The 12,803-nt window shown below is 38.7% G+C and carries 12 protein-coding genes; 6 read left to right on the forward strand and 6 right to left on the reverse strand.

Annotated features, from left to right (window positions below; all coding sequences use genetic code 11):
• Positions 1 to 175 precede the first annotated feature (175 nt).
• Positions 176 to 2,074 (forward strand): PAS domain-containing protein, encoded by a 1,899-nt coding sequence (locus tag LDL79_RS13620; protein ID WP_225598097.1) that lies wholly within the window; start codon positions 176 to 178, stop codon positions 2,072 to 2,074.
• Between the two features lie 3 nt (positions 2,075 to 2,077).
• Positions 2,078 to 2,464 (forward strand): response regulator, encoded by a 387-nt coding sequence (locus LDL79_RS13625; protein ID WP_225598098.1) that lies wholly within the window; start codon positions 2,078 to 2,080, stop codon positions 2,462 to 2,464.
• 1 nt (position 2,465) lies between these two features.
• Here the strand turns inward: LDL79_RS13625 and LDL79_RS13630 are convergent, their stop codons facing one another.
• The 3 genes from LDL79_RS13630 to LDL79_RS13640 form a co-directional block, all read right to left on the reverse strand.
• Positions 2,466 to 3,776 (reverse strand): rhamnogalacturonidase, encoded by a 1,311-nt coding sequence (locus tag LDL79_RS13630; protein WP_225598099.1) that lies wholly within the window; start codon positions 3,774 to 3,776, stop codon positions 2,466 to 2,468.
• A gap of 208 nt (positions 3,777 to 3,984) precedes the next feature.
• Positions 3,985 to 5,013, reverse strand: a complete 1,029-nt coding sequence (locus LDL79_RS13635) for a LacI family DNA-binding transcriptional regulator (protein ID WP_225598100.1) — start codon at positions 5,011 to 5,013, stop codon at positions 3,985 to 3,987.
• Positions 5,014 to 5,237: 224 nt separating this feature from the next.
• Positions 5,238 to 5,678, reverse strand: a complete 441-nt coding sequence (locus tag LDL79_RS13640) for a hypothetical protein (RefSeq protein ID WP_225598101.1) — start codon at positions 5,676 to 5,678, stop codon at positions 5,238 to 5,240.
• Between the two features lie 89 nt (positions 5,679 to 5,767).
• Here LDL79_RS13640 and LDL79_RS13645 point away from each other — a divergent pair, with 89 nt between their 5' ends.
• Positions 5,768 to 6,799: an LLM class flavin-dependent oxidoreductase gene (locus tag LDL79_RS13645; RefSeq protein ID WP_225598102.1), complete on the forward strand. Its 1,032-nt coding sequence runs from the start codon at positions 5,768 to 5,770 to the stop codon at positions 6,797 to 6,799.
• A gap of 5 nt (positions 6,800 to 6,804) precedes the next feature.
• Here LDL79_RS13645 and gloA2 read toward each other — a convergent pair whose 3' ends face one another.
• From gloA2 to LDL79_RS13660, 3 genes are read right to left on the reverse strand one after another with little or no spacing between them, the layout of a single operon-like run.
• Positions 6,805 to 7,188 (reverse strand): SMU1112c/YaeR family gloxylase I-like metalloprotein, encoded by a 384-nt coding sequence (gloA2, locus tag LDL79_RS13650; protein ID WP_225598103.1) that lies wholly within the window; start codon positions 7,186 to 7,188, stop codon positions 6,805 to 6,807.
• Between the two features lie 9 nt (positions 7,189 to 7,197).
• Positions 7,198 to 7,503, reverse strand: coding sequence for a DUF6122 family protein (locus LDL79_RS13655; protein ID WP_225598104.1), 306 nt, complete (start codon positions 7,501 to 7,503; stop codon positions 7,198 to 7,200).
• A 9-nt stretch (positions 7,504 to 7,512) separates the two neighbouring features.
• Positions 7,513 to 7,836, reverse strand: coding sequence for a YbaB/EbfC family nucleoid-associated protein (locus tag LDL79_RS13660; protein ID WP_167597462.1), 324 nt, complete (start codon positions 7,834 to 7,836; stop codon positions 7,513 to 7,515).
• Positions 7,837 to 7,949: 113 nt separating this feature from the next.
• Here LDL79_RS13660 and LDL79_RS13665 point away from each other — a divergent pair, with 113 nt between their 5' ends.
• The 3 genes from LDL79_RS13665 to LDL79_RS13675 all read left to right on the forward strand — a co-directional run bounded on the left by LDL79_RS13665 (position 7,950) and on the right by LDL79_RS13675 (position 12,523).
• Complete coding sequence (locus tag LDL79_RS13665; RefSeq protein WP_225598105.1) at positions 7,950 to 10,031, forward strand: S9 family peptidase; 2,082 nt, start codon at positions 7,950 to 7,952, stop codon at positions 10,029 to 10,031.
• 85 nt (positions 10,032 to 10,116) lie between these two features.
• Complete coding sequence (locus LDL79_RS13670; RefSeq protein ID WP_225598106.1) at positions 10,117 to 11,157, forward strand: cysteate synthase; 1,041 nt, start codon at positions 10,117 to 10,119, stop codon at positions 11,155 to 11,157.
• A 106-nt stretch (positions 11,158 to 11,263) separates the two neighbouring features.
• Positions 11,264 to 12,523 carry a cysteate-C-fatty acyltransferase gene (locus LDL79_RS13675; protein WP_072979694.1) on the forward strand — a complete coding sequence of 420 codons (1,260 nt, stop codon included), beginning with the start codon at positions 11,264 to 11,266 and terminating at the stop codon, positions 12,521 to 12,523.
• The last annotated feature ends 280 nt before the right edge of the window (positions 12,524 to 12,803 follow it).

The raw sequence follows: 12,803 nt of genomic DNA on the forward strand, positions 1-12,803 counted from the left end.
TAATAAATTAAATGATTTACAATAAGCAGTATGCCTAAGTGAATGTGTTAAATTATTGGTTACATTGTTGAATTCTAATGTATTGTGAACTAAAAATTCTTAAATTAATAGTTTTAAATAATGCCCAACATCAGTAAGATTATAAACCAACGTCATTACCAACCAGAAGTGATTTATGTTGAATGTTACGGAAAAAGAAAAACAGCGCCTTGAAGTTGTTAAATCTTACCAAATAATAAATACTGCGGCCAAACAAGATTTTGATGAGCTAGCGCGTCTGGCTTCTATCGTTTGCGATGTTCCTATTGTCCTGATCAGTTTGATGGATGATTGTACTCAACATTTTCTGGCACATCACGGTGTTGATCTTGAAGAGGTGCCCAGAGAAGAGACTTTTTGTCAATTTCTTTTAGAAAATGAGCCGTACGAGCCACTGATTATTGGTGATACGTTACAAGATTCCCGGTTTTCATCTAACAAATATGTGCAGAATGAACCGAATATTCGTTTTTACGCCGGGTTCCCATTAATTACCAAGGACAACTTCTTGATAGGTTCTCTCTGTATTATAGATCGTGTTCCCCGCGAATTGACACCAAAACAGTATGAAGCGATCTCGTGTTTAATTAACCAAACACTTCAAATCGTAGAACTCCAGAAGAACAAATTTGATCTAGAAAAAAGTAAAAAACTACACAAATTAAATGCTAATAGGCTTTCAAATATCATCGAAGCGGCTAACGTAGCTACCTGGGAGTGGGATCTTAAAACCAACTATCTTAAATACAACGATAAATTTTTTGAGATCATAGGTCGGGATGAAAAAGAATTGGGCAATACAAGCATAGAGCGTATGCAAAAAGAACTTCACCCTGAAGATCTGCAGCGTGCGCTGGTGAAGCTCAATGATTATTTTGATGGCATTACTGACTTTTACACAGGGGAATACCGAATTAAACATAAAAATGGATCTTGGGTATGGATTTTAGATCGGGGTAGTGTCGTAAGAGAAGATCACGAGGGAAATCCGCTGGTAATGTCTGGGACCATTACAGATATCACGAGGCGAAAAATAGCCTCAGAGCGTCTTACGCTTTCTAATAAAAGGTTGAAACTTGCCCAAAAAATCGCCAAACTGGGTTATTGGGAGGTGGATAAAAAGGATCATTCTTTCTACTGTAGTGAGCAAGTTTATGCTATTTTAGAATTGGAATTTTATTCTCAGGAATTGAGTTTTGATCGCATGATGGAATTCATTCACCCTGATGATCAGTCTGTCGTAAAGCCTTATTACCACGATGATTCTTTTGAGCTTGAAGCTGATTTTGAGTTTAGGATCATTACCGCAACAGGAAAGACAAAATGGATCTATGCCAGCCGCCTCATTGATACAGATGATACCAGTATTATTGAAGGTACACTGCAAGACATTACTTCGCAAAAGGCATTAAAGATCTCTTTAGAAGAATCAGAATTGAGGTATACTAATCTGTTTCAACTGATGCCAATTCCTTCTTGGATTTATGACCTGCGAACTTTAAAGATTATTGAGGTAAATCAGGCTGCGATTAAAGAATACGGCTATTCTAGAGCAGAATTTTTAGAAAAGACTATAAAAGAATTAAGGCCGGTAGATGAAATCCCAAAACTGCTGGATGTTGTTGAAGATACTCGTCGTAATATGGGCGCCAATAAAGTTGGCGTATATACGCATCAACGAAAAAACCAATCAGAATTTACCGTTGAGATTCATAGCAACCAGCTTAAAAAAAGCAACCAGCTTTCTCGCGTTGTGATGGCGATCAACGTTTCAGAACGCTATCAATACATTAAGCAAATTGAAGGTCGTAACGCCACTCTACAAGAGATCGCCAGAATACAGTCACACGTGGTACGGGCTCCTTTAGCCAAACTGATGGGAATCATTCAGCTGATACAATCTGATCTCAATTTAGGAGCCGAAGAACACGCGTTCTTTTTAAATGAACTATTAGGAGCTGCGCACGAGCTAGATACCGTGGTGCGCGAAATTGCAGCTAAAGCTTCATTAGTAGAAACCATTCAATCTAATTAGTGTATGCAGGGAGAAGTACTCATTGTTGACGACGATAAAACCATTTGCTTGATTCATAAGTATTTGTTGAAAACAGTTCATAATATTGAACCGCGTTTTTATACCTGTGCCGGCGATGCACTAAAATGTATTGCTGACAGTCCCAATTCTAGCAAATACATTATTTACTTAGATATCAATATGCCTGTATTAAATGGTTGGGATTTTCTAGAACGTCTGTACCAGTTTAAAAATAAGGATCGCTTTTCGGTTATATTGGTAACTTCCTCTATCGATGCCGTAGATAAAAGTAAAGCTAAGGCTTATGACTTAGTTCAAGGTTATATTGAAAAACCTTTGAATAAGCCTAAAATTTCTACCTTAGATCAAATGATCAGCAATTTTAGTTAATTCACTTTACTTCTACCTTTTCTAAGGTGAGTTGTTTAATGCTTTCGGTATTATCTAGCATTGCATTTTGCGTATTAAGTTTGATGTTTTCAAAGGTGAATTTTGAAAGTTCATATTGATCTGAAGCTTCTATATTAAAACCCATCTCACAATCGAGTTTTATATTTTTCATTGTAATATTATTAGCCATAGAAGTGATCATATCCTTTTCCCCTTTTAAATTGAAAAATTGCGTCCAAGGTTTGATCAGTACCATACTTCTAACGCTTCCTTTGATATCTTCGATAGTGATGTATTCATAATGCTGTGGAGTATCCGGACGCATTTTTAACCAAAAAATGCGGTGCGCCGTATCTACAGTGCTTCGGCGAAAAATAATATTGTAATTGTGAATAGATTCGCTTCCGCAGGTTAGGGCGCTGTGACAAAATCCATATGTGTTGTCTTCGATGATAATATTTCTATTCTCGCCATTGTTAGGATCTTCATCGGCATGGGGTCCTTTTCCGCCTTTTAAAGCCACTGCATCATCATTTACAGCCATGTAGCAGTTTTTGATCAGCATATTCTGGCAGGCATCAATATCCACAGCATCGGTACTGGGAGCCTTTACAGGCTCTTTAGGGGAAGTGATGTGCAGGTTAAGAAGTTTTATATATTCACTTTTGTAATAATGCGTGGTCCAAAAGGGAGAGTTTTTCAGTTTGATATCAGAAATCTGTACGTTTTTACAATTAGAAATATACACCAGACGAGGTCGCATTTCATCTTTGTTGGTGCAGTCAGGATTCCACGCTCTGCGTAACCAAAAGGCTTTCCAATAGCGCAGGCCGTTACCGTCAAGGGTTCCTTTCCCGGAAATCGTAAACCCATCGATTCCGTCGGCATTTACCAAAGCCGGAAAATAATCTACGCTTTCGCCTTCAATGCGGGTCATAAGTACAGGGAAGTCGCTAATGTCATCGCTACCTTTAAGGACTCCATCTTGTTCAAGATACAGATGGGTACCCTGTTTAAAAAACAGAGCACCACTTAAAAAGGTTCCTTTTGGAATTATAATGACCCCGCCACCATTCTCAAATGCAGTATCTATTACCGCCTGTATGGCTTTAGTTTGTACAAGGGTGCTGTCGCTAGAAACTCCATAATCAGTTATAGTGTATGGCTTACCAAGAGTACTTATATCAGTGGGAGTCGTATCTCTAAACCATTCCGGAATTGGCGTACCGTCAGGAAAAAGATCCTGAGCTTTCGCCGGGTTGGACACTAATATGATAGAAATAAGAATTAAGGAGCTAAGTATAGATTTCATTTACTGAATTTTCGATTTTTGCTCTTTAAAAGTATTTATATATATCGATATAGTAATCCTGCGGTATCCTGCAACGCCACTAATTTTTAAAGCGTCTTCTCATAATCCAATGCAACAAAATTCGTTCAGAAATCACTAGTTGAGCCACAAGGAACGGGCGTTGAGCTTGCTTCTAGCGAGTTTGATAATAAAAATAAAAGACCTATGCTTAAACCACTTTAGCTTTAGAAGATTCTCTTTTTACGAGTGTTCCTTCTAGCACAAGTTGTTCGGGTTTTGCATTTTCTTTGTTTTTCAGTTTTTGAAACATAATACGCATCAGGTTTTCTGCCATATCTTCTACCGGTTGCGCAAAAGCGCTTATGGTAGGAGAATACATCTCAAAAAATCCGCTATCATCAAAACTTACGATGCCAAGCTTATCTATAAGTTGAGTGTCAATTTGATGAATACCTTTTAATCCGCTTTGCGAAAGATAGTTGGTTGCAAAAAATATGGCATCCAGATCTTTACTGTTATTAATAAACTCTTTCATGGTTTCGCGAGAAGAGCCCACAGTCGAAGTATTATAAGGAAGTTTTAGAATGTTAGGCGTAAGTCCGGCCTCGTTCATCGCAGCAATATAGCCCGCTTCTCTGTCGTGCATTTGCACCTGATCGAGATCAATGGTGATAAATGCGATATTCTTAAAGCCTGAATCAATAAGGTGTTCCGTAGAATTTTTAGCGCCTTCAAAATTATTGATAATGACGTAGTCGCAGTCAATTTCAGGGATTTTACGGTCAAAAAGAACAACAGGCATTTCACTTTCTATCAGATTCTCAATGTCTTCTTGAATTCCCGGAGGAGGAACGATAATGAAGCCATCTACTTGACGTTCATGAAAAACCTGAATAAGATCTTGTGTGCGTTTGAGGTCGTTTTCGGTACTACAAAAGAGCACGCGGTAATCATTTTTATAGGAGATATCTTCGATGAGTCGGCCTACTTTTGAGAAAAAATGATTGCTAATATCTTCAACCATAAACACGAGAATGCGCGTGCTTCCTGTGCGTAGGCTACGGGCAACTAGGTTGGGTTTATAGTTAATTTCTTTGAGGTATGCTTCAACTTTTGCTATGAGTTCGTCAGAGATCTTTTTCTCTTTTCCTTTACCATTTAAAACAAAAGAGACGGTTGTGGTAGAAACATTCAAAACCTCTGCAATATCTTTGAGAGAAGGTCTTTTTTTCTTCATGGAATTTGGGCGGGTAATTTTTTCTAATAATTGATTATCGGTTAAGTATCTGTAAAATCTGAGATTTCTTCAAAAATAATGCATTAACTAAAACGATTGATTGAAAAATCAATGGTGTTTTTGAGATAAATATAAAATAAGTAAATTTTTACAAGTATTTATGCTTGTCTTTATTTACTCTCGTAAGACTTTACTTGCAGAAATATTATAAATAGGGTCGCAATTTAATTAGCACATTGATCTTTAGTTAAGGTCACAGAACCGTCAAAATTAAGGGCAGAAGCATTTTTAAAAGCGACCATTTTTCCGGAAGAGGTCACTTCGCCAAATCCTTCAATGAGTTGGTCTCCAGATATTTTGAAAGCCACTTGGCGCGTACTTTCAACGCCTTCAGAGATAAAGGTGTAGGTGCCCAAAATGATATTATCATCAATGCTTCCGCTGAAGCTACCCGAGTTACGGTCTTTTTCTGCCCAATTATAAATCAATGTGCCTTGAACCATAGGGTCAACCCGCGTAACTTGAAAGGTAATTGTAGAACCGTCTTGCGTGTAGCCGTAACACCCTACACTAATGGGGAAATCAGTTTCTTCGGTTTCTTTTGGTGTTTGTTTACAGCTTATAGTTAGGAGCAGAAAACAAACTACTGCGATATATTTTTTCATAAAGTATTGAATACGAATTAGATTGAATCAGAAGCCTGGTCGTTGAGGTTCTTCCGTAAGGAAAACGCTCTAAAACAGACTATATTTTTATGAAAAGTACAAACAATAACACGTTATCCTCCATAAAATATTCAGTTTTAGATTTGGTTCCTCTTGTTGAAGGGATTTCTACAAAAGAGGCAATAGACCGTAGCGTTGACCTAGCGCAGCATGCCGAGCGTTATGGATACCAACGGTTTTGGATTTCTGAACATCATAATATGGAGAGTCTGGCTAGTTCGTCTCCGGTAATTTTAATAAATCAGGTAGCTCAAAATACGAAAAGCATTCGCGTGGGATCAGGCGGAGTGATGCTACCTAACCACGCGCCCTTAGTGGTTGCAGAACAATTTGGTACGCTTGCCAGTATTCATCCCAACCGTATTGATCTGGGGCTGGGTCGCGCTCCTGGCACCGATCAGCGAACGGCAATGGCATTAAGACGATATCAGCAGGAAACGGTTCAAGATTTCCCGAATAATATAGATGAATTGCAAATGTATCTTTCTGAGGAGAACAGTACCGCACCTGTACGCGCTACACCTGGAGAAGGGCTTGATATTCCCCTCTATTTGTTGGGGTCAAGCACTTTTAGCGCTCAGCTAGCGGGTAAAAAAGGACTGCCTTATGCGTTTGCAAGTCATTTTGCACCCACACATCTGCACGATGCGCTACGCCTGTATCACCAGCACTTTAAACCTTCTGCGCAGTTAGAAAAGCCTTATTCCATGGCTTGTTTGAACATAATAGCTGCTGACACTGATGAAGAAGCAGAATATTTAGCAACCAGCGCCAAAAAGTTTATGCTTGGCGTCATCAGGAATACAAGAAAACCTTTACCATCACCGGTTAAATCTATGGAAGGTGAGTGGTCTACAATGGAGCGTATGCAGATCGAAAAAATGATGTTTTATAGCTTTATAGGTTCTAAAGAAACGATCGCTCAGGGATTGCAAACTTTTGTTGAAGAGACGCGCGTTAATGAGATTATTGTGATCGCAAATATCTATGATCAAGCAGCGCGTTTAAAATCTTACCAATTGGTAAGTGAAGTTTTTGACGCTTTAGAGGTGACGGTTTAATACCCTTAAACCTCATACAATTCTAATGGTAATTGATCTGGATCTTCAAAAAAAGTAAAGCGTTTTCCAGTAATTTCATCAATGCGAATGGCTTCTGTAGTAACACCTTTTGATTGGAGTTCCTTAATGGCAACTTCAATATCTTTTACCGAAAAAGCAAGATGACGTAGGCCTTGTGCTTCGGGACGAGAAACCCTGTTGGGCGCGTTGGGGAACGAGAAGAGTTCTATGCAGTAAGTGCCATTTAAGGCGAGATCAAGCTTGTATGATTTTCGTTCTTCGCGATAGGTTTCTTTAAGGATCTCTAGCCCTAAAACTTCAGTATAAAAAGCTTTAGATTTTGCATAATCTGAGCAAATAATTGCGATATGATGAATGTGTTGAAGCATACAATAAAATTACCAAAAACAGTCTTGAAAATCAGTAAACATATGGAACAATAGTCCCACGGCAATCACTCTAAATTTAGGAATAAAGAATAAAATACAATAGCCGGCGATGGCCCAGAAGGAGTGAAGCGGGTGAAAATTGATGCTACATCTATTGGGGTCAAATATAGGGCTGGCCAGCAAATGATCAAGATCTACAAGCATAGTGGCGATCATAATTAGCCAGGCCTTAACCCAATACTCAGGAAAAAATACCCGGGCGATCAACCCGGGTACTATAAAATGTAAGCTATAATGTACAAGCGTTTGTAGCAAACTGAAACCCTATTTAAACATATCAAGTCCGGGAATATCCGGCATGCCTTCTTTTGCGACCGCAGCTAGTTCTTGGTCGTAGGTTGTTTTAGCTCTTGAGAGTGCTTTATTTAAAGTGAGAATCAAATAATCTTCTAATTGTTCTTTGTCTTCAAGTAGTTCATCTTTAAAATCTACTTTCTTGACTTGCCCTGCAACGCTCACAGTAACTTCTATGAGTCCGTCGCTGCTTTTCTCATCGATATAAACGTTTTCTAGGCGTTTTTTTGTGTCTTCGGCTTTTTGCTGGGCTTCTTTGATTTTGCCCATCATTCCCATCATATCTCCAAACATAGTTTCAATATTTAATTAATAGTTGTGCTGCAAATTTAGTGTGCATAATCGAGCTTAAGAAATTTAAAAAAATCTCGGTGATTGTAGCGATTACTGCTATTTTTGCGTTCTGTATGAAAAATGAATTAGAAGCCCTAAACGCGTCGGTTTTACCACCGGATGCCAAGCAAATACCGCACGAATTAGAAAAGCACGGAGATATTCGTATTGATGAATATTACTGGATGAATGAGCGTGATCATCCTGATGTGGTCGCGTATCTCGAAGCAGAAAATATATACTATGAGCAGATGACGGCACATACAAAGCCGTTGCAGCAACAGTTGTTTGAGGAGATGAAGGCGCGCATTAAAGAAGATGATTCTAGCGTACCGTATAAATACAATGGGTATTGGTATTACACCAGATTTGAGACCGGAAAAAACTACCCGCTGTATTGCAGAAAAAAGGAAGCGATGTCTGCTCCTGAAGAGGTTATGTTTGATAATAACGTGATGGCCGAAGGGCACAGTTATTTTAAGCAGGCAGGTTATTCGGTTTCTGAAAATAACGAGATCGCTGTTTTTGGAATCGATACCGTAAGTCGCAGACAATATGTTTTGCAATTTAAAAATCTATTGACCGGCGAAGTCTACGATACTAAGATTGAAAACACCACAGGTAGAGCGATTTGGGCAGGGGATAATAAAACTATTTTTTATACGCGAAAAGATCCACAGACGTTGCGCAGCAGCCAGATCTATAAGCACGTTTTAGGCACTAGCCCTGATACCGATGTTTTGGTTTTTGAGGAAGAGGATGAAACTTATGATGTAGGAGTCTTTAAGACCAAATCAAGAGATTACATTTTTATTGGTTCGTCAAGCACGCTTACCACCGAATATCGTTTTACCGAAGCAAAAGGACCTGATTTTGAATTCAAGATGTTGCAAGAACGAACACGCGGATTAGAATACAGCGTTTCGCATTTTAAAGAGCATTTTTATCTGGTCACAAATAAGGACGAGGCGACCAACTTTAAGCTGATGAAGACTCCGGTAGGTCAAACTTCAAAAGAACACTGGGTAGACGTGATCGCGCATCGTGAAGACACGTTGCTGGAAGACGTGGAGATTTTTGAAGACTTTCTAGTAGTTGAAGAACGTAATGAAGGATTGAATAAACTCAATATTAAGCATTGGGACGGTACAGCAGATTACTATCTTCCTTTTGATAGTGAAACCTACACAGCATACATAGGAATTAATCCCGACTTTGATACACAGTATCTGCGATACGGATTCAATTCACTTGATACGCCACCTACTGTGATCGCTTTCAATATGATCACAAAAGAAAAGGAGATCTTAAAGGAAGTTGAAGTTTTAGGTGGAACTTTTGATAAGAACAATTATGAGTCTAAACGACTATGGGCAACCGCTGGCGATGGAGTCAAAGTACCCATCTCTATTGTTTACAAAAAAGGAATAACCTTAGACGGAAGTCACCCATTGCTGCAATACGCTTATGGCAGTTATGGGATTACTTCAGATCCGTCGTTTTCTACTTCTAGATTAAGCTTGCTTGACCATGGTTTTGTGTTTGCAATAGCGCACATACGTGGGAGCGAGTATTTGGGTAGAAACTGGTATGAAGCTGGGAAGCTGCTTAAAAAGCGCAATACCTTTACCGATTTTATCGCGTGCTCTAAATATTTAATTTCCGAAAGTTATACTAATGCGGGAAATTTGTATGCTTATGGAGGTTCTGCCGGAGGCTTACTTATGGGAGCCATTTTAAACATGGCGCCAGAATTATATAATGGTGTGATTGCAGCCGTACCTTTTGTAGATGTAGTCACCACGATGTTAGATGACTCTATCCCGCTTACGACTTCAGAATATGATGAGTGGGGAAATCCTAATGAGAAGGAATATTATGAGTATATGAAGTCGTATTCTCCCTATGATCAGGTAAAAGTGCAAAATTACCCTAATATTCTGGTAACTACAGGATATCACGACAGTCAAGTACAGTATTGGGAACCTGCAAAATGGGTTGCTCGCTTGCGAGATAAGAATATTGCAGATACTAAAATTTACTTTGAAACCAATATGGATGCGGGTCACGGCGGGGCTTCGGGACGTTTTGAAGCCTTAAAAGAAACCGCAAAAGATTACGCCTTTTTAATTGATTTAGCAGGAAAAGCCAAGTAATTCCAAATATTTCCTGTAAATTTGCAAGGTTTTAAATAACGGTTTTAGGAAATACTAAACGAGTACTCCAAACGATAATTCTTCTATGAAAGAACACCTTAACGTTTATAATGACGTCCTTCAGCTGGTAGGAAATACACCTTTAGTACGACTTAACAGAATTACCAAAGATCTTCCAGGGTCTTATTTTGCAAAGGTCGAGGCGTTTAATCCGGGAAATTCTTCTAAAGACCGCATTGCACTTTACATCATTGAGGATGCAGAGCGTAAAGGTATCTTAAAACCCGGCGACACCATTATAGAGACTACTTCGGGTAACACCGGTTTCAGTATTGCAATGGTGAGTATAATTAAAGGTTATAAATGCATTCTGGCCGTTAGTTCAAAATCTTCAAAAGATAAAATAGACGCCTTGCGCGCAATGGGAGCAAAAGTATATGTATGCCCCGCAAATGTAAGCGCAGACGATCCACGATCATATTATCAGGTTGCAAAGCGCTTGCATAGTGAGACAAAAGGTTCGGTCTATATCAATCAATATTTCAATCAATTAAATGCCGAAGCGCATTACGTGTCTTCAGGACCGGAGATTTGGAAACAGACCGAAGGTAAGATTACGCATTTAGTTGCTTGCAGCGGAACCGGAGGAACCATTTCCGGAACGGCAAAATACCTCAAAGAAAAAAATCCAAACATTAGAATTCTTGGGATTGATGCTTATGGTAGTGTTTTAAAAAAATATCACGAGACGCAAGAATTTGATAAAAACGAAATTTACCCTTACCGCATCGAAGGTTTAGGGAAAAACTTGATTCCAACTGCTACTAACTTTGACGTCATCGATTACTTTGAGAAAGTTTCAGATGAAGATAGTGCACACACCGCGCGCAAAATCTGCAAGACCGAAGGTTTATTTGTAGGTTACACCAGTGGTGCCGCCGTTCAAGGAACTATTCAAATGGCAGCGCATGGAGAATTTGATGAAGATTCTAAAGTGGTGATTATGTTTCCGGATCACGGAAGAAGCTATATGAGTAAGATTTATAGTGATGATTGGATGAATGAGCAAGGATTCTTTGATAGCCAAAATGAATTCGCTGCTCAGAAAATTGAATTTATAAAGTAGTATCTTGAGTTGTTCTCAAATACAAATAGATAACCCTAAATTGATTAAGGAATTAGAATGAATAACAAAGAGTGTGAGTAGAAGCTTTTTGTTTGAATATTGATGTATGAAAGATTTATTTGACAAAATTTATAAGGACAAGGGTCCTTTAGGAAAATGGGCAGCACAGGCAGAAGGATATTTTGTATTCCCTAAGTTAGAAGGTCCTATTTCAAACCGAATGAAATTTCAGGGTAAAGATGTTATTACCTGGAGTGTAAACGATTATTTGGGTCTTGCAAATAACGCCGAAGTGCGTAAAGTAGACGCAGATGCTGCTGCACAATATGGTTCTGCATACCCAATGGGCGCTCGTATGATGAGTGGTCACACTTCACTTCACGAGCAGTTGCAAGATGAGCTTGCTGCTTTTGTTCAGAAAGAAGCTGCGTATCTTTTAAATTTTGGATATCAGGGAATGGTATCTACCGTTGATGCTTTGGTAGCTAAAGATGATATCATTGTTTATGATGTAGATGCTCATGCTTGTATTATTGATGGCGTACGTTTGCATATGGGTAAGCGTTTTACTTACAAGCATAATGATATTGAAAGTATCGAGAAAAACTTACAACGTGCGACCAAGTTAGCAGAACAAACCGGTGGAGGGATCTTATTGATTTCTGAAGGAGTGTTCGGTATGCGCGGTGAGCAAGGTAGATTGAAAGAAATCGTTGCGCTAAAAGAAAAATATAACTTTAGACTGTTTGTAGATGATGCTCACGGTTTTGGAACTCTTGGAGCTACAGGAGCAGGAGCAGGTGAGGAGCAAGGTGTGCAAGACGGTATTGACGTATACTTCGCAACATTTGCAAAGTCTATGGCGAGCACCGGAGCTTTTATCGCTGCTGATCAAGAAATCATCGATTATCTAAAATATAACCTGCGTTCGCAGATGTTTGCAAAATCACTGCAGATGCAATTGGTAGTAGGCGCCCTAAAGCGTTTAGATATGTTACGTACTATGCCAGAGCTTAGAGAAAAGCTTTGGGAAAATGTAAATGCACTTCAAAACGGACTAAAAGATCGTGGTTTTGATATTGGTACTACACAAAGTTGTGTTACCCCGGTTTACCTAAAAGGAAGTATTCCTGAAGCGATGGCACTGGTTAAGGATTTACGTGAAAATCACGGAATTTTCTGTTCTATTGTTGTATATCCGGTGATCCCAAAAGGATTAATTCTTCTAAGACTTATTCCTACAGCGTCTCATACGTTACAAGATGTAGAAGAAACCCTAGATGCTTTCTCAGCAATTAGAGAGCGCCTAGAAAATGGGACGTACAAAAGACTATCTGCAGGAGTTCAAGCTTCAATGGAAGCTTAATTCTAAATTAGTTACAAATTATAAAGCCCGATCCTGAAAAGGATCGGGCTTTTTTTGGTGATTATCTATTCATTGTAAGTATTATATCTACTAAAATCTTGATTTTTTGGGATTGTCATATGTGTATGTTTTAGTGTAATGTGTTGTCTATAATTGCTTTAAATGGAGTTTTAATGTGTGTTTTTGGTACTTATTAAAGATGATGTTTGCTGAATATATAATGTTGTTTATACTCCAAACGATTCATTTTATACTGTTTCATTTGTTATTAACCTACTTA

It is taken from the genome of Leeuwenhoekiella palythoae (assembly GCF_020310025.1).
Lineage (GTDB): Bacteria > Bacteroidota > Bacteroidia > Flavobacteriales > Flavobacteriaceae > Leeuwenhoekiella > Leeuwenhoekiella palythoae.

Excerpts from the sequence above, each read along its gene's own strand:
- LDL79_RS13670 (WP_225598106.1), top strand. The coding sequence starts at position 10,117 with ATGAAAGAACACCTTAACGTTTATAATGACGTCCTTCAGCTGGTAGGA.
- LDL79_RS13665 (WP_225598105.1), top strand. The coding sequence starts at position 7,950 with ATGAAAAATGAATTAGAAGCCCTAAACGCGTCGGTTTTACCACCGGAT.
- LDL79_RS13640 (WP_225598101.1), bottom strand. The coding sequence starts at position 5,678 with ATGAAAAAATATATCGCAGTAGTTTGTTTTCTGCTCCTAACTATAAGC.
- LDL79_RS13630 (WP_225598099.1), bottom strand. The coding sequence starts at position 3,776 with ATGAAATCTATACTTAGCTCCTTAATTCTTATTTCTATCATATTAGTG.
- gloA2 (WP_225598103.1), bottom strand. The coding sequence starts at position 7,188 with ATGCTTCAACACATTCATCATATCGCAATTATTTGCTCAGATTATGCA.
- LDL79_RS13625 (WP_225598098.1), top strand. The coding sequence starts at position 2,078 with ATGCAGGGAGAAGTACTCATTGTTGACGACGATAAAACCATTTGCTTG.
- LDL79_RS13675 (WP_072979694.1), top strand. The coding sequence starts at position 11,264 with ATGAAAGATTTATTTGACAAAATTTATAAGGACAAGGGTCCTTTAGGA.
- LDL79_RS13620 (WP_225598097.1), top strand. The coding sequence starts at position 176 with ATGTTGAATGTTACGGAAAAAGAAAAACAGCGCCTTGAAGTTGTTAAA.
- LDL79_RS13645 (WP_225598102.1), top strand. The coding sequence starts at position 5,768 with ATGAAAAGTACAAACAATAACACGTTATCCTCCATAAAATATTCAGTT.
- LDL79_RS13660 (WP_167597462.1), bottom strand. The coding sequence starts at position 7,836 with ATGTTTGGAGATATGATGGGAATGATGGGCAAAATCAAAGAAGCCCAG.
- LDL79_RS13635 (WP_225598100.1), bottom strand. The coding sequence starts at position 5,013 with ATGAAGAAAAAAAGACCTTCTCTCAAAGATATTGCAGAGGTTTTGAAT.